Here is a 22,876-nt window from a genome sequence, read left to right on the forward strand (position 1 = left end):
ATCAAGAACACCACGAAAAAATCAAGGCCGGTATACAGCTTCTGATGTCACTTTAACATAATGAAAATGACACGACAAGTACGATAACTTTCCGATTTCCATTATTTAATATTTATGAAAAACCCCCTTCATCACAAACTATAACAAGAAAAGCGCAAGCGCCTTGGTCAGCCCCGACAAGCGCAAGAGGGGTTAACAGGCACCCAGACAGGCGTTTAAGCTGAACATTCAAGGAGCCAAATCATGAAGGGAGGATTACGGTGAAAATCCTAAAAGCAGTTATCGTTCTTTTTTTACTATGCCCTGCCCTTTCAGTTGAGAAGGCAGCTGCAGCCGAACAAGAAACAGACGTGTACAAAAAAAGAATGGAACTATATAGCCGTGTAGAAGCTGTTACCCAAATTCCCTGGTACTATATTGCAGCTATAGACCAATATGAACGGAATGTCCGCCAGTCAAGAAAGGATTTGCCTAAGGCAGAAGGAATAGCGGGGATCTATTTTAAGCCAGAAGAATGGGCTGGATTGCTGAACCCCAACCTTGAAGATGACAATCCCGTTTCTATTCAATTTTTTAACGGGATTGGTTTTGATGGAAATGGCGACGGCAAAGCTAGCCTTAAGGACGACGAAGACGTTCTGCAAGCCTTTGCTCAGTACCTCCTTTCCTACGGGACAGACCACGAAAATATCAAAATTGGTCTTTGGAATTACTATAAGCGTGATAAAACAGTTGGAATAATCGTTGGCAAAGCCCTGATCTATAAGCACTTCGGGAGATTGGACCTTGATATGCATTCCTTCCCCCTGCCACTAAGGAGCAACCATAGCTACAATAACACATGGGGCGATGCACGCGGCTGGGGCGGAAGAAGAATCCATGAGGGAACCGATATTTTTGCCGGCTATGGAGTACCAGTCCGCGCTACAGGCTACGGAATTGTTGAGATGAAGGGCTGGAATAAATACGGTGGCTGGCGGGTTGGTATCCGTGATATCAACAACACCTATCACTATTTTGCCCATTTAAGCGGATTCGCAAAGGAGCTTAAGGTAGGACAAATTGTTGAACCTGGAACGGTCATCGGCGGCGTGGGGAGCTCAGGGTATGGACCTCCAGGAACAAGCGGGAAATTCCCTCCCCATCTCCATTATGGCATGTACAAGGATAACGGTTATACTGAATGGTCGTTTGACCCCTACCCACATTTGAAGATGTGGTCAAGACAGGAACGAGCGAGGCTAAAAAAGAAATAAATCCATGTAAAAAGGCCAACCTGATCCTGATCAGGTTGGCCTAGATTATTAAGAAGAGCGGGATTTTTTTGCTGCATGCAGCACGCTGACAATTAGGCCGCCCCAAATGATTCCAATTCCCAGTACCATCATAACGATTGAACTAGCATCCATTATTTAGAGACCCCCTTGTCTTGTGGAACTTCATATAGAGTGTTATCCCATTTCTTTACGTACTTGAATACAAAACCTACTAAAAGTGCACCCAAAGCCACAAGCCATCCATAATAGAAGTTGAACGATTCTGGATAACCGCCATAGCTCGTTTTCAAATCTGTAAGGATATTCATTACCATCATGACGCCAAGAACGACAGGTGTGACGTACTTTAAGCAAATATTCCACCAGCTGCCAAGCTGAATATCGGAAATTGCATCTGCATGGCTTCTTAAGTTATTCAATTCCTTAGCAACCCAAGCAACCAGGATGATTTCAACAAATCCAGCTGCAACAACACCATAATTATTGATAAAGGCATCCACTGTATCAAGGAAATTCAGGCCGCCTTGAGTAGCAAAAAGGATTGAAATCAGAGCTGAAATACCGCCACCAATTGCAACTGCTTTATTACGGGAAACTTTAAACTTATCCTGGATACCAGCTACATATGTTTCGACAATAGAGATCAGTGATGTTAATCCAGCAAGCGTTAAACTTACGAAGAACAATACACCAAATGCAGCGCTGAATGCAGGAAGTTCATTAATAATCTGCGGGAAAACAGCAAACGCCAAAATTACACCTTTGCTGACCACTTCGTCAACTGCTACTCCCTGCTGATTTGCCATGAAACCTAGTGCTGCGAATACACCTATACCTGCTAACACTTCAAATGATGAGTTAGCGAAACCAGTAATGAACGCATTATTGGTAATATCAGATTTTTTAGGCAGATAACTTGAATAAGTGATCATGATTGCAAAAGCGATTGATAAACTGAAGAAAATCTGGCCATATGCGGCAACCCAAACCTTACCGTTCAAGATTTGTCCCCAGTCAGGTTTGAAGAATGCATTGATACCATCAACAGCTCCCTCAAGAGTTAAAGCACGAACAACAATAATTAAGAATAAAATAACAAGTGCTGGAATAAATACTTTATTTGCTGCTTCAATACCCTTCTTAACACCTTTGAAAAGGATGCCAAGTGTGATTACCCATACAATAATCAATGGAACAAATACTCCAGGAACAAGGCTTCCAACTTTTCCTGCATCAACTACCTGCAAGTAATCTCCGACTAGGAAAGTCAGAGGGTCGTCGCCCCACTGCTTGCTTAAAGAAAAATAGGCGTAAGACATAGCCCAGGCAATGATGACCGCATAGTAAGTGGAAATGACAAACGATATAGCCAATTGCCACCAGCCAAGCCATTCTGAACCTTTCTTAAGTCTTGCAAAGCTCAATGGTGATGAACCACGATACTTATGCCCGATAGTGAATTCCATGATTAATAGTGGAATACCTGCTGTCAGTAATGCGAATAGATATGGAAGGAAGAAAGCTCCGCCTCCATTTTCATAAGCTACACCCGGAAAGCGCCAAATATTTCCCAACCCTACTGCCGATCCCACTGCTGCAAGAATAAATCCCGCCCGTGTTCCCCATTGTGGACGATTTTCCATTATGAATCCCCCTTGCCCTTCTAACCCTCTGGAAAATATTGACGAATTAGAAAGTTTTATATTTTCAGATTATTTAGTCTAGGAATAGTATAGCTAGTTTTTATTTGCTTGTCAAAATATTATTTTGCTCATAATAAAATTTTTTAAAAAAATATTTCCCAACTATACCAGTACTCCTATTAATAGGATTCTATTCCCTTTTATTTAACAATATGAAAAAAGCTGTCTGAAATTCAGACAGCTTTAAAGTTATTCTGCTAGATTTTCTTTTAAGACTTCTTCCTGAGTAGTTTTGCTTCCAAAGATGAAGGCAAATGCAACTAACAGGATTGCCACTACAGCAAGAGCAGCGATTGTGCTTCCAGTGAATCCGAGGATCAGGAATCCAACAGCTGAAATTGCAGCAGAAATCAGTGCGTAAGGCAATTGCGTCATGACATGGTCCATATGGTTAGAACCTGCACCCGTAGATGAAAGGATCGTCGTATCTGAGATTGGTGAACAATGGTCTCCAAAAACGGCTCCGGCTAAAACAGCAGCTAATGCTGGGAGCAGGATGCTGATATCAGAAGCAGCAGCGATATCCCCTGCGATTGGAAGCAGGATCCCGAATGACCCCCATGATGTACCAGTCGAGAAAGCCATGATTCCAGCTACGAGGAATAGCAGGAAGGGCAGGAATGATACATTCATATTAGAGCTTTCAACTAGGCCGGCAAGATATTTTCCAGTTTCAAGCCTACCGATCAAGTCAACAATCACCCAGGCAAAAAACAGAATATAAATAGCTGGAAGCATAGACTTGATTCCTTCTACAAGTCCTTTTCCAAAAACATTAGCGTTGACGCCCTTTAAAACCACTGCCTGTCTTACGAAAAGAATCAGCGCAACAGCAAGTCCAAGCAGACCGCCTGTTACAAGTGATTTTGTTACATCTGTGTTTTCAAAGATAGAAAAAATCGTCACTTCGCCTTCAACAGCGCTTGCACCAGTCCAAAGCATTGCACCAACCGTACCAACAACAAGGGCAACGATTGGCCAGACAAGATCTCCAACTGTTCCTTTTGTGCTCGTAGGAAGGTCATCTTTCAATTCGCCCGGAACAGGCTTATCCTGATCGACGACAATCCCTTCTGTAATCGCGCGCTCTTCATGCGTTTTCATTGCTCCAATTTCAACATTGCGAAGAGCAACGATAAAGACCATTGCCAATGCTGCCAGCGCATAGAAATTCATTGGAACAATCTGCATGAACGCAGAAAATGCACTGTATTCTTTTACACCATGCGCTGCCAGGATTGTCGCGATTAACGCAATGATATATGCTCCCCAGCTGGAAATCGGGGAAATGACACACATTGGTGCGGAAGTAGAATCGATAATATATGCAAGTTTAGCACGGGAAACCTTCTGACGGTCTGTGATTGGACGGGTGATCTGACCGACAGCCAAAGCATTGAAATAATCATCAATAAAAATGATAATACCTAAAAATGCACCAACCAGCTGTGCTCCAGCTCTTGTTTTGACCCGTTTCATCGCCCATTCGCCAAAGGCACGGCTTCCGCCTGAAATCGAAATGAATGCCGTGATGATACCTAATAATAATAAGAATAAGATAATGAACAGGCTATAAGTGTTCAATTCGCCATCTGCGACGAAAATTCCCTTGATGGCATCGCCCATGATTGAAAAGGTCTCGCCAATGTTGAACTCAGCAAGCAAAAATGCCGCTGCGACGATGCCTGTCCCTAAAGACAACAGCACTCGTCTTGTGATCACTACCATTAGAATAGCCAATAATGGCGGCAGCAATGAAAAAATTGTGTTCTCCATTTATTCTTTCTCCTCCTTGTTTTTGACAGGGGGAAACTGTTTCATGAAAAGAGCTTAGTTACTTTCTTAAAAAAAAATAAAAAAGGGCAACGATAGAGAAAATCCTATCGTCGCCCTTAATAAGCAACTAGTTTCTCCATCACGATCTGTAGCTCCCCATTATGGATATACCTCCATAATGACAGTGATACTCTTATTCAAAGTATCCCCAGCAAAATAAATGTGACTCATTTAGGTTGCTTCGGCAAAATTCCCTTTCAGCTGTGATCAACGTTGTCATCCTCACATAGCTTACTCTTGAATCCTGCGCCTCTACCCCACCGGAATGATAAGGTTTGTTTATTCAATTGATTTCATAATATAACAATATCGCTAACTTGACAACTGTTTTTATTCTCCGGGAAGCTGGATTGCAGGTGGAGAATCTCCGCCGCCATTGTAAAATTGCGGAACTTTGCCAGGGTAGTAGAAGCTTCCAATCGGAATGTCCTCCTGTACAGTTGCAATTTCTGTTGCAAAAGGAATAATGATTTGGACATTAACCTTCACCCTGACAGACACATTGATCAAGGTATTGTTGATGCCATGCTCTTCTGTTTCCCAGACGATATCGGCAGTGACATCACCGATTGCGTTAAATTTCACCGGAATCCTTGGGCCCATGTTACCAAGTAGTGCATTGTTGGTCGCCTGCCCAAGTGGTACATAATAAATAATTCCTTCCTCCGCTTCTTCACCGTCCGTGACAATTTCCACATCCGATAACATCTCAAGCGAGGTGAGATTCCCTCTTTCCGCTTCCTTTAAATTCATTTGGACGATGTTGGTCGTCTCCGCTTTTACACGGTTGATGATCTCTGTATTGAATTTCACCACCGTCGTTGTTCCGCCGTCCACGGGTACAAATTCAATCACTTTATCAATATCCATGCCGCTTGCAATCTTTTTATTGATCGCTTTGTTGATTACAAGCGTTGCAATCTTCCTCGTCTGTGATTCTGCATAACTCATAAGCGTAGGCTCCAGCCCTTTATCTATGATCCACAGTCCCGCTGCCGTTGAAAAGGAAAAAAAGACGAATGTCAGCAGGAATACATACCTGAAAGGCAAGGGCCCTTTTCGAGGCAGCCGCCGGCCGAATTTTGCCAAAACAAATCCCCCCTCTAAAGCTATATGTATGCTTTAAAGGGGGGAACTAGCCTAAAAAAGAAGGCACTTTTCATAAACTTTGTTGCTTTCAATACCAAAAATAAATATCGGCATTTGGGTTTTTACGAGTTTTAAGGCATTCCTTGTTCAGAACCTCCGAAAAGAGCGGGATGAAAACTTGGTTGAAAATCAACATCTTTTCGAAAATAGCTATTAATAATTATTGGCGTACTCATATTTTATGATAGTGTCACAGTTAACGATCATTAAAGATAAATACACTTTTAAATCAAGCTCATAGGGTACCACTCTTCGTCCATCTTCCTCGAGAATCCGGACAATCGGCCGCTCGCTCAACCCAGGATTTTGCGCGGATACAACACCTTTTCGGCCATCGCTTAAAATGACAGTCAATCCAATTGGATAGATGGCAACCGCACGGCGGAAGGCATCAACCACCATCGGATCGAACAGATTGCCAGAACCTGAATAAAGGATTTCCAAGCCTTCGTGAGGCAGCATTGCTGGCCTGTAGACTCGGTTAGATGTGACAGCATCAAATACATCCGCAACCCCGAGTATCCTCCCGAACAAGTGGATTTCATCGCCTTTCAACCCGCGTGGATAGCCAGAACCATTCAAACGTTCATGATGCTGATACGCGCAGTGGGCTACGATCAAAGGTACAGTCGGGATATTCCGTAAAATCTGGAATCCATCCTCCGCATGCGCCTTGATGATCTTAAATTCCTCCGCAGTCAGCTTACCGGGTTTTGCTAAGATGTCTTCCGGAACCTTCATCTTGCCGACGTCATGCAAAATGGCACCTAATCCCAGCTGCTCGAGCTCCTTGGGAGGCAGTTTCATTTCGATGCCAATCGCCAGCGCATACAGCGTTACATTTAAAGAATGGGAAAAAATATAATGGTCATGGATGAAGACATCCGATAACAGATTAAGCAGTTCCTTACTCCTTTGAAGCTCATCCAGCAGCACACTAATCAATTTCTTGAACTTCCTTGCCGATTTTTCCAGCACGAAAGAATGAGATATCTTTGTATCAAGCTGTATTTGCTTAAAGGTCTCTCCAATCGTCATGATGGCATTGACGCGAAGTTCATCCGAAATAGAGTTTGTCAGAATGATATCATCCGTATCAGGGTCTTTGATATAAATATAATCAATCCCAAAATCCAAGAGCCGGTTGAGGATTCTCCCTTCAAGCCTTGCCCCTGCATTTAATAGAATTAGGCCCTGGTCATTATAGATGGCTTTCCCGAGTAAAGCACCTTCATCTACTGAAGTGGTCGCTACCAGTCTCATGTGAATTCCCACTTTATCTGTTTGTTTTTAGCAGTTATCGCCTTATAGATTTTGAACATTACAGTGATATTAACAAGAAAATTTTACAAAATACGACAATATTTTCTTATATTCTATCATAATCCATTAAATATTGGTTATACCATTAAGAATTTTATGTTGGGAAAATAGAAGATTTTTATGCTATTCTTACGCTCTCTTTTAATATCGGCAGGAATCATGGTTCTTTTACCATGATTCGGGATAAGCCCAGGTTAAATGGTTACGTTCTTTTCGTAAACTTTCTTGTTTTCTCAGCCATAAGTAAATATCGGCAGCTGGATTTACGAGTTTTAAGGCATTCCCTTGTTTTCCTTTTAACATTTACCGTGAAAACACGAAAAAGACAGCCCTGCAAGGCTGTCTTTAATTCATGAACAGCAAAGCATCTTTGCCGACCATACCCTTTGTTGCACCAAGATTCTCAGCTTCGTAAGTCACTGATTCAAGTGGGGCTTCGAGCAATTCTTCGATCGTTTTAACGCCAACTGCCCTGCCGGCTATGACCTTCCTGCCTTTCAGCTTTTCATTGAGAAGCGCGACATCAAGAGCGCCGCACATAATATATCCTTTATCCCCCGTTACAACAAGCAGATTTGTTTTTGGCAATTTTACCGAAATGCATAAAAATGTTCTGCCTTCGATCTCGATCGGTGACATTTCGATCATGAACACACTCTCCTTCCTTCAATCCCATTAACACTTTATGAAGGAAAAAGGAAAAGCGTGATATTTTGATAAAATCTCGCAACGATGTTTTATGATGTTTATTTATGGCTGTTTTCGTAAACGTTATTGCTTTTACAACCGAAAGTATAACGAGTTTTAATGCAAATCCTGTTCAAATACTTGGCTAAAAACAACAATCTATGCTAAAACAGCCTTATTTATAAATAGAGGAGATCTTCCACTCGAGCAAATTCCGCAGGAACTCCGGCAGCCAATATTCCTTATTTTCTGCACGTTGAATTTCCGGAAAAAAGCGGCCAAATGTAAACATATCCGGTATCGCCAACACATAATGTTTTTTCGAATCGATCGGCATACCATTAAGTAAAATCTGCTGAATGTTGCTTTTCATTTCGAACTCAATTCCAGCGTACTCCATGACACCCATTACTGTCCCACGGAAGCCAAGCCCTTTAATCTGCATATGCGGCCACTTTTCGTCCCTGATCTGGAGGAGTACTTCTTTTAGTTCTGCACCTGAAAGCCTGATGGTACACGGATTAATTGGATGAGGGCAGATTTCAAGCAAGTCGAATTGAGTGACTTCACCGCTTTTCAATCCGCCAAGCAGCATCCCGGCGTTCATGAAGGCGCAATCGGCATCACACCATTCTCTTAATGCCTCCGTAAGCATTTTTGACAGGGAAGAATGCTGCAGCGGGTCAGCCTTCAGCTCATCTGGCAGGAAAGCAACTGTCTTTGCCATCAGCTGTTTCCCGGCACGATAATAACCCTCTGAAATTTCCTGCTCATTCTCAGCTTTGTCCGCCTCATTCATATCATAAAGAACCGCTCTTTTATGTAAAATCCGCTTGGAAAGCTCGTCGATCTTCAAGGTGACATGGCCAGTATAATATCCATATTTACCCGCCCCTGCGAGCAAGGTGAAACCCACTTCTTTTCCCTCATGTAAAATATGATGGGTATGCCCGCCGATAATCACATCGATCTCCGGGAACATCCCGGCAATCAGCTCATCATCGTGAATTCCCAGATGGGACAGAAGAATAATAATATCTGTGTGCCCCTTCAGTTCCTCCACGCATTTCTTCAATTCGTCCATCGGATCTTGCAGCTTCCAGCCGAGTTGTTCATAAAAACGGGCAAAATTAACCGTTATACCAATGACTCCGACTCTCGTACCCTTTTTGCTTATGTAAATATGATATGGCTGAGCCCATGACGGCCTGCTTCCATCTGGCTTATAAAGATTGGCGACAAGCATTTTGAATTTTTTTTCAAGATACATGGAATCAAGGTCCTCGAACGGCAGGGTGATGCCCTCGTTATTTCCAATGGTTGCTGCATCATAACCAGCCTCATTCAGCAAGCGGCAGTTCGCCTTGCCTCTTGTCCCATCAGACAATGGATGCCAGCGGTCCATATGGTCGCCAATATCAAAAACGAACACCTCGTCACCCGCATCCTCATGCCAGCGCCTCCGCTCAGCCAGAAGCTTATGGATACTTGGCCAATGCTCCAAATGGCTATGCAAATCATTCGTGTGGTATATGTGAATTACCTCTTCCATCACCCATCAATCCTCTTTTAAAATGAAGTGCCCCTGCCTGATTGTTCAGAAGGGGTCTGGTAAATCCTTATTTAAATCCATCGAATTGCCTTTCAAACACATTCTGCTGGCTTGATTGCACTTCTAATCTAATGGCCTGACTTAAAATAAATCAAGCTGCCGAGGGTTCAAGCCAGCATATTCAATATCCAGGAGCTCAAGCATCTGCTGGGCATTGTCAGCCGCATCGCCTCCTGAATTATTATTGAACAAGGCGAATACCTGTTTTGTAGTCGAATCAAGCTGTTTTAAGTTATCTGCCCATTCCTTCAGTTCTTCCTGATTGTAGCGATATAAGTACCTGACCTCGCGCCAATCCTGGCCTCTGCCCTTCTTGTTCCAGCCATGGACATTGCGGCCGTGGAACCGGACTAGAACCTTTTCAGAAGACGTAGATTCAAGCACAGTTGGAATCGATCCTTCTCCAGCCTGCGGTTCGTCACAGATGCTGTGAATCCACTTTTCTTTTTTCATAAAATCCAAGGTCTTCTCGCGCATTCCTCCTTCAAACCAGGATCGATGGCGGAATTCAAGCGCGCAGTCGATATCACCCATCTGTTCCCTGCACCAGCGCAGATATTCAACATTCTCACTGCGCAAGTCAAACCACGGCGGGAACTGGAAAAGGGTCATACCATGCTTATTCGCTTCCAAATAAGGATGAAGCGATTCTTTATAGGCATTGAACATCTCGTTCTTATCTTTAAAAGGAATTTCACCTCGCTGATGGCCGGTCATACCCTGGTATGCTTTTACAATGAATTGGAAATTATCAGGTGTCTCATCCACCCATTTCGCAGCATTCTTCACAGGCTGCACAGCGTAAAAAGAGGCATCAACCTCAACTGCAGGAAAGTGACTGGAGTATTCCTTAAGTTTATCTCGTGGCGAAACCTTGCCAACATATAAACGATCATGGTCCCCCCAACCCGTTAAGCCAACAATAATCATCTGTGCACCTCCATTTTTCCTTCATGATAGCACAATTAAGCGCTGAATAAGAACTAAGACATCGTTTAACAATGATTCCCCTTTAATAAAAAGAAAAAACACTAATTTTATTGATTATGGCCTTGTTTTGACTATTTGGCCCATCGTTAGAAGCAGCCTTTGGGATTATTCCCGGTTAATCCATACGTTTTTAAGTGAAATCACCACGATTTTGATGATAATCACTACACTTTTTAGTGTCATCGCTGCTTCATTAAGGAGAATCACTACGAATATTAAATTATCACTATGAAATCTGATTAATCACTACGATTTTCAGGAGAATCACTACGAAATAATGAATAATCACTACGAATTTCAGGAGAATCACTACGAAATTTAAGATAATCACTACGAAATACCGGATAATCACTACTTTTTACAAAAAATAGAAAAAATCCACCTGCCGAGGCAGGTGGATTCCCGTAACTATCATTAACCGATTGAACCTTCCATCTCGAACTTGATCAGGCGGTTCATTTCGACTGCGTATTCCATTGGCAATTCTTTTGTGAATGGCTCGATGAAGCCCATTACGATCATTTCTGTTGCTTCTTCTTGCGAGATTCCGCGGCTCATCAGGTAGAACAACTGCTCTTCTGATACTTTGGAAACCTTCGCTTCGTGTTCAAGAGAAATGTTGTCGTTCAGGATTTCGTTGTATGGAATTGTGTCTGATGTAGACTTGTTATCCATAATCAGCGTATCGCACTCAATGTTAGAGCGGGCGCCATCGGCTTTGCGTCCGAAGTGGACGATACCGCGGTATGTTACTTTTCCGCCGTGCTTTGAGATTGACTTAGATACAATGGTTGAAGACGTATTTGGTGCAAGGTGGATCATTTTCGCACCTGCATCCTGGTGCTGGCCTTTGCCGGCAATGGCAATTGACAATGTCATACCGCGAGCGCCTTCACCCTTAAGGATGACAGCAGGGTACTTCATAGTCAGTTTAGAACCGATGTTGCCATCAATCCATTCCATAGTAGCGTTCGCTTCACAAACCGCACGCTTTGTAACAAGGTTGAAGACGTTGTTTGCCCAGTTCTGGATCGTTGTATAACGGCAATATGCGTCTTTCTTGATGATGATTTCAACGACTGCACTGTGAAGTGAATTCGTTGTGTAAACAGGAGCTGTACATCCTTCTACATAGTGTACGTGCGCGCCTTCATCAACGATGATCAATGTACGCTCGAACTGACCCATGTTTTCAGAGTTAATGCGGAAGTACGCTTGTAAAGGCGTTTCCACTTTCACTCCCTTAGGAACATAGATGAAAGATCCGCCAGACCAGACAGCTGAGTTCAGAGCTGAGAACTTATTATCTGTTGGAGGAATGGTTTTTCCGAAATGCTCACGGAAAATGTCCTCATTTTCTTTCAATGCAGAATCAGTATCCTTGAAGACAATTCCGAGATCTTCAAGCTCTTGCTTCATGTTGTGGTATACAACCTCTGACTCATACTGTGCAGAAACACCTGCAAGGTATTTTTGCTCCGCTTCAGGGATACCAAGCTTATCAAACGTCGCCTTGATTTCTTCAGGAACTTCATCCCAAGATTTTTCAGAGCGTTCAGAAGGCTTGACATAGTAAGTGATTTCATCAAAGTTCAATGAAGCCATGTCTCCGCCCCATTGAGGCATTGGCATGTTGTAAAAGTGCTCAAGAGACTTTAAGCGGAAGTCCAGCATCCATTGCGGTTCTTCCTTAAGTTTTGAAATTTCTTCAACGATTTCACGCGTCAAACCGCGTTTAGACCGGAAGATGGAAACGTCTTTGTCGGCAAAACCGTATTTATAATCACCGATCTCTGGCATTTTTTTAGCCATCGTCGAATTCCTCCATTCTTAAAGCGAGGAAGCGGAGTTCCTGCTTTGTTGTTGTCCAGCTGCAGGCCAATCCCCTGCGGCTCTTTCGTAAAAATCATCGTATGATGATTTTTTTATTGGTTGTCTTCCTCTTCCTTCAGGCCTTTCTCCATTGCCTTCCATGCAAGAGTCGCACACTTGATTCTGGCAGGGAATTTTGCAACGCCCTGAAGAGCTTCAATATCTCCGAGGTCAAGCTCATCCTCATCATAGTCATTGCCCTGCATGATGTCGGAAAAAATCTGCGAAAGCTTAAGTGCTTCCTCGACGCTTCTTCCTTTGATTGCCTGTGTCATCATTGAAGCAGATGACATTGAGATTGAACAGCCTTCCCCTTCAAATTTGGAATCCGTAACCTTGCCATCTTCGACTTTCATCGTCAGCTGGATGCGGTCTCCGCATGTCGGGTTGTTCATGTTGACTGTAAGGCTGCCTTCGTCCAAAACACCTTTATTGCGAGGGTTCTTATAGTGATCCATAATAACTTGCCGATAAAGGTTATCTAAATTATTAAAAGACATCGCTGAAATACTCCTTTGTTTTGACAAGGCCTGCTACCAGCTTGTCAATATCTTCTTCCGTGTTATACAGGTAGAAGCTTGCACGTGCTGTCGCGGACGCTTTCAGCCATTTCATCAACGGCTGTGCACAATGGTGGCCCGCGCGAACGGCGATTCCTTCAGCATCAAGGACAGTTGCCACATCGTGAGGATGTACATCTTCAAGGTTGAAGGTAACAAGTCCTGCACGTTTCCCAGCTTCCTTCGGTCCGTAAATTGTCATGCCATCGATAGCAGACATTTTATCCATTGCATAAGCTGCCAATGCATGCTCATGCTTCTCGATATTATCAAGACCGATTTCATTAAGGAAATCAATAGCTGCACCAAGGCCGATTGCACCAGCAATGATCGGTGTGCCGCCTTCGAATTTCCAAGGCAGCTCCTTCCATGTTGACTCGTAAAGGCCTACGAAGTCAATCATCTCCCCGCCAAACTCTACTGGCTCCATTTTTTTAAGAAGTGCCTTCTTGCCATACAGAACGCCGATTCCTGTAGGCCCGCACATCTTATGTCCGGAAAAAGCGAGAAAATCACAGTTGAGGTCCTGAACATCAATCTTCATATGCGGAGCGCTTTGAGCGCCATCGACAACCATGATTGCACCATTCTGATGAGCAATCTCGGCAATCTCCTTGATCGGGTTCATGACACCAAGTACGTTGGAAACCTGCATGATGGAAACGATTTTCGTATTCTCTGTAACAGTTTCTCTTACAGTATCAAGTGAGATCGTGCCATCTTCCTGAAGGTCGATATATTTCAATGTTGCACCCGTCTGCTTTGCCACCTGCTGCCAAGGGATGATGTTGCTGTGATGCTCCATGTAAGAGATGACAATTTCATCCCCTTCTTTAAGGTTATCACGGCCATAGCTTGCAGCAACTGTGTTAATAGCAGTGGTTGTTCCACGAGTGAAAATAATTTCTTCAATTGATTTTGCATTAATGAACTTTCGTACCTTTTCCCTTGCTCCTTCGTATCCATCCGTAGCTCTTGTTCCAAGAGTATGGACACCGCGGTGAACGTTGGAGTTGTATTCGCGATAATATTTGTCCAGTGCTTCAATTACTTGCACTGGCTTTTGTGATGTTGCCGCGCTGTCAAGGTAGACAAGCGGGCTGCCATTGACTTCCTGATTTAAAATCGGAAATAATTCACGAATTTCGCGGGCGTTCATTATTTTACTTTCCTTTCGATAACCTCAACCAATTGTTTTTTAACTCCTTCGATTGGAAGTTCGTTAACTACTGGTGCAAGGAAGCCGTGAATGACAAGGCGCTCTGCCTCAGTCTTTGGAATACCGCGGCTCATCAAGTAGTAAAGCTGCAACGGATCAACGCGTCCAACAGAAGCCGCGTGTCCAGCTGTTACATCATCTTCGTCGATAAGGAGAATTGGGTTTGCGTCACCGCGTGCTTTTTCACTAAGCATTAGAACGCGAGATTCTTGTTCTGCGTTAGATTTAGAAGCACCGTGCTCAATTTTACCGATACCATTGAAGATTGATGTTGCACTATCTTTAACAACACCGTGCTTAAGGATGTAGCCCTCAGAGTTCTTGCCGAAGTGAATAATGCTTGTTGTGAAGTTCTGAGTCTGCTCTCCACGTCCGACCATAACCATTTTAGTGTCGCCGTATGAACCATCACCAACAAGGTTCGTCACGTTTTCTGAAATTGTGTTGCCATCGTTCATCAATCCAAGAGCCCACTCAATGCGAGCATCTCTTCCAGCATGACCGCGGCGGTTTACATAAGTCGTAAGTCCAGCAGCTAGCGTATCAACTGCGCCATACTGGATTTTCGCGTTTGCCCCTGCAATCGCTTCGGTTACGATATTAACTAATCCGTTAGCGGCACCAGTTGTTGAGATATAGTTTTCAACGTATGTTAAAGAGCTGTTGTCTTCAGCAACTACAAGAACATGGTTGAACAGGTTCGCTTCTGCATCATCATGCAAGAAAATCGCCTGGATTGGGTTCTTGATTTGTACATTTTTAGGAACGTAAAGGAATGCTCCTCCATTAACAAATGCTGCGTGAAGTGCAGTCAAACGATTCTCATCTGTTTTAACGGCAGTCATGAAGTATTTCTTCAGTAAATCGCTGTATTCGCGAGCCGCTGTAAAAATATCTGTGAACACGACGCCCTGCTCTTGCATTTCTTTTGAAAGCTGCAGGTATGCAGGCTTGTTATTACGCTGAACGTACAAGCTGTTTTCCTTCGCTTCCTGGTCAACAAGTGCTTTTACCTCTTCAGGAAGCTCGTCGATTGATGAGAAAACATCACTCTTAACGAGCAGCTTTTCGAATTGTGTGAAATTCCATTTATTAATCTTCGTCTTATCCGGTTTTGGCATTGGAAGATCTTCAGCTTTTTCAAGAGACTGAACGCGAAGTTCCGTTAGCCATGCCGGTTCGCTCATTTCTTTTGAGAAGGAAGTAATGTATTCCTGGTCAAAAGGCCATTTCGTTTCCGTCGTCATTATAAATCCCCCCAACGCTTACGCTTCTTGCCCAACTGTTTCGTCTTCGATGCCTAGTTCTTTCTTAATCCAGTCGTATCCTTCTGCTTCTAAGCGCTGTGCAAGCTCCGGTCCGCCGGACTTCACAATGCGGCCCTGCATCATAACGTGAACATGGTCAGGAGTGATGTAGTCAAGAAGGCGCTGGTAGTGAGTGATGATCAAGCAGCCGAAATCTTCGCCGCGCATTTCGTTGATACCTTTAGAAACAACCTTCAATGCGTCGATATCAAGTCCTGAGTCAATCTCATCAAGAATCGCGATTTTCGGTTCAAGCATCATTAACTGAAGAATTTCGTTACGCTTCTTCTCTCCGCCTGAGAAACCTTCGTTAAGGTAACGCTGTGCCATATCAAGGTCCATTTCAAGGAATTCCATTTGCTTATCCATCTTGCGGATGAATTTCATTAATGAAATTTCATTTCCTTCGCCAAGACGGCTGTTCAAAGCAGAACGCAAGAAGTCAGCATTTGTAACCCCGCTGATTTCGCTTGGGTATTGCATAGCAAGGAACAATCCAGCACGTGCTCTTTCATCAACTGCCATATCCAGGACGTTTTCGCCATCAAGTGAAACTGATCCACTTGTTACTTCATATTTAGGGTGTCCCATGATTGAAGAAGACAAAGTTGATTTACCAGTACCATTCGGTCCCATGATCGCATGGATCTCTCCACCCTTGACTTCAAGGTTCACACCTTTTAATATCTCTTTACCTTCAATCTCAACATGAAGGTCCTTAATTGATAATACAGATCCTGCCATAATAATACCTCCGTCAATATAGAAAAGATTTTAAGCCGACTTTTGCCGTCTATAGCTCTATTCTCATTTTATTCTCATTACAATCTTATAACAAATAGAAAGTGTTAGCAACACTTTAAGAGTGGAAAGAAATTCATCGAAAACAAAAGGATTCTGTCATGATGTAGAGTAACCTTCATTTGATTTTTGGCTCATTTCACTCGGCAGCTTTTCAGCTTGCTGAAAAGCTTTTGAAGCGTCAGCTTCAAAAGATGAGCCAAAAATCTTTTCTACCCGTGAATCCCTTTCCACTCTCCCCCGCCGCTTTCAGCAATAGCTGAAAGGCGACAACACTCAATATCTTTATTTTAACAGAGAAATTCTCTCCAAGTTGGTTTTAGCGCTCAGCCTTGTCTATCATTTTATTTTTTCCATGAAAAAGAAAAAAATGTACTCGCATGCTGAAACGAAAAGGTCAAATAGGAAAAAGATCAATCCCCATGGACTCATTCCTAATCACAGACCCTTTTTTCTTTCATATTAACAAAGAAACCAGTGCATCCATCACACTGGTTTCAATCGTTTCTTCTATTATATATATCCCTTGTCTCACGAGTGGACTTTTCTGTCCAGGTCTGCAACCATCCGTTGGCTTTGGATATAATCTTTTTCACGCTTTTTCTCAACTTTCATTCTTGCATCGTGGTTCATGCTGTAAACCTCATAACTAATTCCATGGGCTCCATGCATCGCCTTTTCCATTTCACTTGTGTAGTTCAGTTTGAGCTGACTAATAGTGAATCATCCCTTCGGTTTTCGCTTTGATAAGCGATTTTTTTGTCATTGTAATGGTATCACCTTTTGTTTACCACTATCAAAGCGGTTAAAACCGTTAATATTTGGATGTGATGGAATATAGAGGCTTATGAGGTTCTCAGCTCTTGTATTCTTACAATTCGTGCGTAATCCTCCCAATAGGAGCCTATCCTGTTACTTGCCTGCTAAATTCGCGAGAAAAATTGGGCTTTACGTCAAGCGATGGATTTACTGTTTTAAATGATTCAGCTCTGACATCGCTTCCTGGACAAGCGTTACCGCCTGGCTCATTGCAGCACCGCCGCCGAATGCAGCCGTCACTCCAACCGCTTCTAAAATTTGCTCTTCAGTCGCTCCCTGATCCAGGCAGCCTTTTAAGTGATAGATGATGCAGTATTCATCCTGAGAATAAAGGGAAATCCCTAAGGCAATAAGCTGTTTTTCTTTTTGTGTCAGCGTTCCTTCTTGAAAGCATACTTCCGTAAATGCATTATAATGTCTCGCCAGCTCCGGCATTCTTTGTGTAAAAAGACCAAGACCTTGTTTATATTCATGCAAGGCAGCTTCCGTTGAATTGCGGGGTTCGTAATGATGCTCCATCGTGTTCACTCCAATCTGATTTTTTCTCGGTTAGTATGTTAGATTTCAGAGCGGGTTATTCAAACGAGTTGTTTAGCTATTTTTTTGTAAAAAAAAAGAAGCAGGCTGCCCGCCTGCTTCATCTTATCTATTACTATTCTTTTACCGGTACTACAGCACCTTCGTATTTTTCAAGGATGAAATCCTGGATTTCTTTTGAATGAAGGACTTCGACAAGAGCTTTAATCGCTGGCTTGTCTTTGTCGCCTTCACGGACTGCAATTACGTTTACGTATGGTGAATCACTTTCTTCGATCGCGATAGAATCTTTTAATGGATTCAATCCAGCGTCGATTGCATAGTTAGAGTTGATCAGGACTGCGTCGCCTTCGCCGTTGTTAAAGATTTGCGGAAGCAATGCTGCTTCGTATTCTGTATCAAATTTCAGCTTTTTAGGGTTCTCAGCGATGTCGTCAATTGTAGCTTTTACTTTTTCAACACCGTCTTTAAGAGTGATAAGGCCTTCTTTTTCAAGCATTGTCAAAATGCGGCCATGGTCAGCAACTGAGCTGCTCATGATGATGTGTGCTCCTTCTGGAAGGTCTTCTAATGTTGTATGTTCTTTAGAATAAACACCGATTGGCTCGATATGGATGCCGCCGGCAATTTCAAATTTATAGCCATTATCTGCCATTTGTGATTCAAGGTAAGGAATATGCTGGAAATAGTTAGCGTCAAGCTCTTTTGAATCCAAAGCCTGGTTAGGAACAATATAGTCGTTGAACGTTTTGATTTCCATCTCATAGCCCTTTTCTTCTAAAAGAGCTTTTGCTTCTTCCAGGATTTCTGCGTGCGGCACATTTGAAGCACCAACTATGATCTTTTTGCTTTCTTCCTTGCCGCCTTCTGTTTTTTCTTCAGAAGTACCACAAGCTGCAAGTCCTGCTGTTAAAATTAATGTTAATAAAGCTAGTAGCCATTTTTTCAATGTAAATCTCTCCTCTATCTTTTATCTAATTTTCTTGTTACTAAATCACCAATGAATTGAATCACAAACACGATGACTAAGATTATAATGGTCGCCATTAATGTGACATCATTTCTACTGCGCTGGAATCCCTCCATGTAGGCAAGGTTACCAAGACCGCCTGCTCCAATTACTCCTGCCATCGCTGTGTAGCTGACAAGTGCGATGGCTGTAACCGTGATACCGGAGACAAGCGCAGGCATGGATTCCGGAAGAAGAACCTTCCATATGATCGTAGTCGTCTTGGCTCCCATCGATTTAGCAGCCTCAATGACACCTTTATCAATCTCCCGCAGCCCTATTTCCACCATTCTTGCATAGAATGGAGCTGATCCGATGATCAATGCAGGCAATGCCGCATTTTCACCAATCATTGTATTAAGGATTAATTTTGTAAAAGGAATCAGCAGGACGATCAGGATGATGAATGGAATCGACCTGAAAATATTCACGAATGCGCTCAGCACTACATTCACCGGTTTATTTTCCCAAATATTACCCTTGGAGGTCAGGAAAAGCAAAAGGCCTAATATCGCCCCGAGGATGAAGGTCGCAACAACAGAAATCGCACTCATATATAGTGTTTCACCAGTTGCTTCCCACATTCGGTCCCATTTCACATTAGGGAACAATTCAGCCATTTGAAATCACCTCCACACCGACTTCATGCTGACCAATAAAGGCGATGGCACGGTTCAAATCGCTTTCTTCTCCATCCAAGTGGATGAACAGCGTCCCATAGGAGCCATTTTGCGTCTGCGAAATTTTCCCCTGCACGATATTGACCATAATCGGGAATTCTCGAATCAAGTTGGAGATGAGCGGCTGTTCCGCACCCTCGCCAACAAATGTCAGCTGGACAACGCGTCCATGTGGGTATCGTGACAGCAAATGGTCGACTGTCTCTTTCGTTTCTTCCGGTTCCGTTACTTGCTGGACAAACCTTTTCGTGATTGGCTGCTGCGGATTTTTGAATACTTCTAGCACCGGCCCTGTTTCAACGATTTTTCCACCTTCCATAACCGCTACACGGTGGCAGATTTTGCGGATGACATGCATTTCGTGGGTAATCAAGACAATAGTGAGACCCAATCTCTTATTGATATCCACAAGCAGATCCAAAATTTGATCAGTAGTCTGTGGATCAAGTGCTGAGGTTGCCTCATCACCAAGAAGAACTTTGGGGTTATTCGCTAATGCCCTGGCGATGCCAACCCTCTGTTTTTGACCACCGCTCAGCTGGGACGGATATGCATCTCCCCTGCCTTCGAGCCCTACGAGCGTGATAAGCTCTTTTACCCGTTTTTCCCTTTCAGCCTTTGACACACCGGCAATTTCAAGCGGGAAAGCGATATTTTCCGCAACTGTTCTTGACCAAAGCAGATTGAAATGCTGAAAAATCATGCTTATTTCCTGGCGTGCTTTTCGCAGCTCCGCTCCTTTAATTCTGGAAACTTCCCTGCCGGCAACGACTACAGAACCTGAGGTTGGGATTTCGAGTCCATTCAGCATGCGAATCAACGTACTTTTCCCTGCGCCGCTGTATCCGATGACTCCAAAAATCTCGCCCTCTTTAACTTCAAGATTCACATCATCTACCGCTCTGACTTCTCCTTTTTTAGAAGAATAAATCTTTTTCGCCTTGTTTATCGTGATCAATTGACTCACCCTCTTTACAACCGAATATTCTTCACCAATTAAAACCGTTAAAATCTCGAACTAATTCAGAAGGTTATCAATCTAGTTTTCCATTCCCTTGCCGAAATAATTCAAACAATAAACAGGACATGGAGACCAAATTAAGCTTCTAAAATAATAAATATTGCTTTTTCATAAGGGATGTTTACGAATAAGGACATCCTATATTCAAGAAAAGAGCAAAATAAAAGCCTTTCTGCAAGTGAGCAGAAAGGCATAATTGTAGGCTGTATCCTTTCTCTCATCTGTCAAAGCCATCCGCTTTGAGTGAATTGGCACCATTTCAATAAGCAAGCTTATTGACGGTTGCCGGGCTTCATAGGGCACTTCCCTCCACCACTCTTGATAAGAGCACGCTATTTAATTATTTAATCGGTTTTAAGTTACGAGTGTGATTTTATCACGGAATAAAAAAGGGTGTCAATAAAATTATTTTTAAATATCTTTTGGAATGTATTGGCAGTTAAACTTATGCTGATACTGACGGTACGCCAGTCGCTTTTTCAATCGCCTGTTCAAGGTCTTCAAGGATATCATCGATATTTTCTATACCGACAGAGATGCGGATCAAGTCTTCAGACACCCCCGCTGCCTTGAGTCCTTCTGCATCCAGCTGCTGATGAGTCGTGCTTGCCGGATGAATGATCAAGCTTTTCGCATCTCCTACATTTGCCACGTGAGACCATAGTTTCACTGAATTGATCAGTTTTGCTCCCGCATCCCTTCCGCCTTCAATACCAAATACGACAACTGCGCCGGCACCTTTAGGAAGATAGCGATCCGCAAGTGTTTTATCCGGATGCGAGTCATGCCCCGGGTATGCTACCCATGTAACTGCTGGATGTGCTTCAAGGAATTCCACGATCTTTCGGGTGTTCGCAATATGCTCCTTGATACGGACATGCAATGTTTCTATTCCAAGGTTGAACTGGAAAGCACTGTGGGGGCTTATCGACGGTCCTAAGTCACGCAAGAGCTGGACTCTTGCCTTGATGATATAAGCAGCGGCACCGATTGCTTCGCTGTACACAAGGTCATGGTAGCTGGAATCCGGTTCATTGAATCCTGGGAACTTGGGAGATTTCCAACCAAATTTGCCTCCGTCAACGATGATTCCCCCTAGAACTGTTCCATTTCCCAACAGCCATTTAGTGGCGGAGTGGACAACAATGTCTGCTCCATGCTCGATCGGACGGCATAAATATGGAGTTGCAAAAGTGTTATCGATGATCAGTGGAATACCTGCCTCATGCGCTATACCTGAAACTGTCTCGATATCCAGGACACGCAAGCTTGGATTTCCTATTGTCTCTGCAAAAACAGCTTTTGTTTTCGGAGTGATTGCTCTTCTGAAATTATCCGGATTTTCCGGATCGACAAGATGAACCTTAATGCCATACTTCGGCAGTGTCACAGCAAATAGATTGTAAGTCCCGCCGTAAAGGTTCGATGCTGCCACTATTTCATCTCCGGCATGTGCGATATTCAGAATGGACATCATGATGGCAGCCATGCCGCTCGCTACAGCCAGTGCACCAACTCCTCCCTCTAGCAACGCTACTTTTTCCTCAAGCACAGTCACAGTTGGGTTATGGATTCTAGAGTAAATATATCCTGACTCCTTAAGCGCAAAAAGATCCGCAGCATGGCCTGTATTCTCAAACTGAAAAGCGTTACTCGAATAAATTGGTACCGCTCTAGCCCCAGTTACGGGATCTGGAGACTGCCCTCCATGAATGCCTAATGTTTCAATTTTGTAGTTCCGTTGTTCATTCGTCATTTCCATCTCTCCATTCATAAAATTGTAATTCAGAAAGAAGATACGAAAAAACCCTCTTCCTAAGAAGAGGGTTGTTATCATCTCTCCTTATCTTTTCAGAGCATTCGCTCTGCTGGAATTAGCACCGTGTTTAATAACCGGTTGCCGGGCTTCATTGGGCCAGTCCCTCCGCCTCTCTGGATAAGAATATTAAGTTTCAATGCTAGTTTTTTACGTTAAAGTGATAATATCATGCAGTAAGTATCTGGTCAAATATTTTTTAACTTTTCAGATAAATATTATGCAGTCAGCGGCCTTGAAAGGAAGAAGATTGATTCCAGTGCCAATTGAATCCGGTAGGGACAATCCATTCTAAAATATCCTGAATTAATCCCATTTCTGAGTTTAATTCCCCCGTCAAGCAACTCGATCATGAATTGATTTTCTCCAGCTAACTTAGCCTGGTAACCTGAAGACAAATCATTCTGCTCTCGCAATATCACTTTATTATCCTTAAAGTACAAATAAAAACGATATTCTTCCGTTTCAATCGTGAGGCAAAGGTCAAGATTTTTTACTAATTGAAATATATGATTTTTGGCGCTGATTTCATTCACAAACTTTATGAATCGTTCTTGCATCCCGCTCAACTCCCCTGTATAACATATTCCTTGTCACCAGGAAAAAACCTGTATAAATCCTTCGACAAATATTACGTTAAATAATGGAGTTATTTTGT

20 protein-coding genes and 3 riboswitches are annotated in these 22,876 nt (G+C 43.0%); of the genes, 1 reads left to right on the plus strand and 19 read right to left on the minus strand.

Annotated elements, in window-relative coordinates; translation table 11 throughout:
• Positions 1-266 precede the first annotated feature (266 nt).
• A complete protein-coding gene (locus M3204_RS02875; protein ID WP_353056027.1) occupies positions 267-1,256 on the plus strand; it encodes a M23 family metallopeptidase in 990 nt (329 codons plus the stop codon).
• 48 nt (positions 1,257-1,304) lie between these two features.
• Here M3204_RS02875 and M3204_RS02880 read toward each other — a convergent pair whose 3' ends face one another.
• The 19 genes from M3204_RS02880 to M3204_RS02970 all read right to left on the minus strand — a co-directional run bounded on the left by M3204_RS02880 (position 1,305) and on the right by M3204_RS02970 (position 22,778).
• Entirely contained in the window at positions 1,305-1,409 is a 105-nt protein-coding gene (locus M3204_RS02880; RefSeq protein ID WP_251478325.1) for a methionine/alanine import family NSS transporter small subunit, read from the minus strand.
• Positions 1,409-2,920: a sodium-dependent transporter gene (locus tag M3204_RS02885; RefSeq protein WP_251478328.1), complete on the minus strand. Its 1,512-nt coding sequence runs from the start codon at positions 2,918-2,920 to the stop codon at positions 1,409-1,411. The genes M3204_RS02880 and M3204_RS02885 overlap by 1 nt, the downstream gene beginning before the upstream one ends.
• A gap of 249 nt (positions 2,921-3,169) precedes the next feature.
• A complete protein-coding gene (locus M3204_RS02890) occupies positions 3,170-4,756 on the minus strand; it encodes a Na+/H+ antiporter NhaC family protein (RefSeq protein ID WP_251478331.1) in 1,587 nt (528 codons plus the stop codon).
• Positions 4,757-4,897: 141 nt separating this feature from the next.
• Positions 4,898-5,079: riboswitch (Lysine riboswitch) on the minus strand.
• A gap of 67 nt (positions 5,080-5,146) precedes the next feature.
• Positions 5,147-5,905 carry a sporulation protein YunB gene (gene yunB, locus M3204_RS02895; protein ID WP_251478334.1) on the minus strand — a complete coding sequence of 253 codons (759 nt, stop codon included), beginning with the start codon at positions 5,903-5,905 and terminating at the stop codon, positions 5,147-5,149.
• A 213-nt stretch (positions 5,906-6,118) separates the two neighbouring features.
• The gene (locus M3204_RS02900) at positions 6,119-7,228 is read right to left on the minus strand and encodes an HD-GYP domain-containing protein (RefSeq protein ID WP_251478337.1); all 1,110 of its coding nucleotides are present in this window, start codon (positions 7,226-7,228) and stop codon (positions 6,119-6,121) included.
• Positions 7,229-7,633: 405 nt separating this feature from the next.
• A complete protein-coding gene (locus M3204_RS02905; RefSeq protein WP_251478340.1) occupies positions 7,634-7,936 on the minus strand; it encodes a YunC family protein in 303 nt (100 codons plus the stop codon).
• A gap of 214 nt (positions 7,937-8,150) precedes the next feature.
• Positions 8,151-9,527, minus strand: coding sequence for a bifunctional metallophosphatase/5'-nucleotidase (locus tag M3204_RS02910; RefSeq protein ID WP_251479058.1), 1,377 nt, complete (start codon positions 9,525-9,527; stop codon positions 8,151-8,153).
• Positions 9,528-9,668: 141 nt separating this feature from the next.
• On the minus strand, positions 9,669-10,517 hold the full coding sequence (locus M3204_RS02915) for a DUF72 domain-containing protein (protein ID WP_251478343.1): 849 nt from the start codon (positions 10,515-10,517) through the stop codon (positions 9,669-9,671).
• Between the two features lie 474 nt (positions 10,518-10,991).
• Complete coding sequence (gene sufB, locus M3204_RS02920; protein ID WP_251478346.1) at positions 10,992-12,389, minus strand: Fe-S cluster assembly protein SufB; 1,398 nt, start codon at positions 12,387-12,389, stop codon at positions 10,992-10,994.
• Between the two features lie 113 nt (positions 12,390-12,502).
• On the minus strand, positions 12,503-12,949 hold the full coding sequence (gene sufU, locus M3204_RS02925; RefSeq protein ID WP_251478349.1) for a Fe-S cluster assembly sulfur transfer protein SufU: 447 nt from the start codon (positions 12,947-12,949) through the stop codon (positions 12,503-12,505).
• Positions 12,939-14,168 carry a cysteine desulfurase gene (locus tag M3204_RS02930; protein WP_251478353.1) on the minus strand — a complete coding sequence of 410 codons (1,230 nt, stop codon included), beginning with the start codon at positions 14,166-14,168 and terminating at the stop codon, positions 12,939-12,941. Before M3204_RS02930 ends, sufU begins: the two co-directional genes overlap by 11 nt.
• Positions 14,168-15,475 carry a Fe-S cluster assembly protein SufD gene (gene sufD, locus M3204_RS02935; RefSeq protein WP_251478357.1) on the minus strand — a complete coding sequence of 436 codons (1,308 nt, stop codon included), beginning with the start codon at positions 15,473-15,475 and terminating at the stop codon, positions 14,168-14,170. Before sufD ends, M3204_RS02930 begins: the two co-directional genes overlap by 1 nt.
• Before the next feature lie 18 nt (positions 15,476-15,493).
• The gene (gene sufC, locus M3204_RS02940; RefSeq protein ID WP_251478359.1) at positions 15,494-16,279 is read right to left on the minus strand and encodes a Fe-S cluster assembly ATPase SufC; all 786 of its coding nucleotides are present in this window, start codon (positions 16,277-16,279) and stop codon (positions 15,494-15,496) included.
• Positions 16,280-17,302: 1,023 nt separating this feature from the next.
• The gene (locus M3204_RS02945) at positions 17,303-17,674 is read right to left on the minus strand and encodes a carboxymuconolactone decarboxylase family protein (RefSeq protein WP_251478362.1); all 372 of its coding nucleotides are present in this window, start codon (positions 17,672-17,674) and stop codon (positions 17,303-17,305) included.
• Between the two features lie 133 nt (positions 17,675-17,807).
• Entirely contained in the window at positions 17,808-18,641 is an 834-nt protein-coding gene (locus M3204_RS02950; protein ID WP_251478365.1) for a MetQ/NlpA family ABC transporter substrate-binding protein, read from the minus strand.
• A gap of 14 nt (positions 18,642-18,655) precedes the next feature.
• On the minus strand, positions 18,656-19,321 hold the full coding sequence (locus tag M3204_RS02955; protein ID WP_251478367.1) for a methionine ABC transporter permease: 666 nt from the start codon (positions 19,319-19,321) through the stop codon (positions 18,656-18,658).
• Positions 19,314-20,339, minus strand: coding sequence for a methionine ABC transporter ATP-binding protein (locus tag M3204_RS02960; protein ID WP_251478370.1), 1,026 nt, complete (start codon positions 20,337-20,339; stop codon positions 19,314-19,316). Before M3204_RS02960 ends, M3204_RS02955 begins: the two co-directional genes overlap by 8 nt.
• Positions 20,340-20,616: 277 nt before the next feature.
• Positions 20,617-20,730, minus strand: a riboswitch (SAM riboswitch).
• Between the two features lie 117 nt (positions 20,731-20,847).
• A complete protein-coding gene (locus M3204_RS02965) occupies positions 20,848-22,158 on the minus strand; it encodes an O-acetylhomoserine aminocarboxypropyltransferase/cysteine synthase family protein (protein ID WP_251478373.1) in 1,311 nt (436 codons plus the stop codon).
• Between the two features lie 84 nt (positions 22,159-22,242).
• A riboswitch (SAM riboswitch) is annotated at positions 22,243-22,345 on the minus strand.
• Positions 22,346-22,436: 91 nt separating this feature from the next.
• Complete coding sequence (locus M3204_RS02970) at positions 22,437-22,778, minus strand: hypothetical protein (protein ID WP_251478376.1); 342 nt, start codon at positions 22,776-22,778, stop codon at positions 22,437-22,439.
• Between the last annotated feature and the right edge of the window lie 98 nt (positions 22,779-22,876).

The organism is Mesobacillus subterraneus (genome assembly GCF_023715485.1).
Taxonomy (GTDB): domain Bacteria; phylum Bacillota; class Bacilli; order Bacillales; family Cytobacillaceae; genus Mesobacillus; species Mesobacillus subterraneus_B.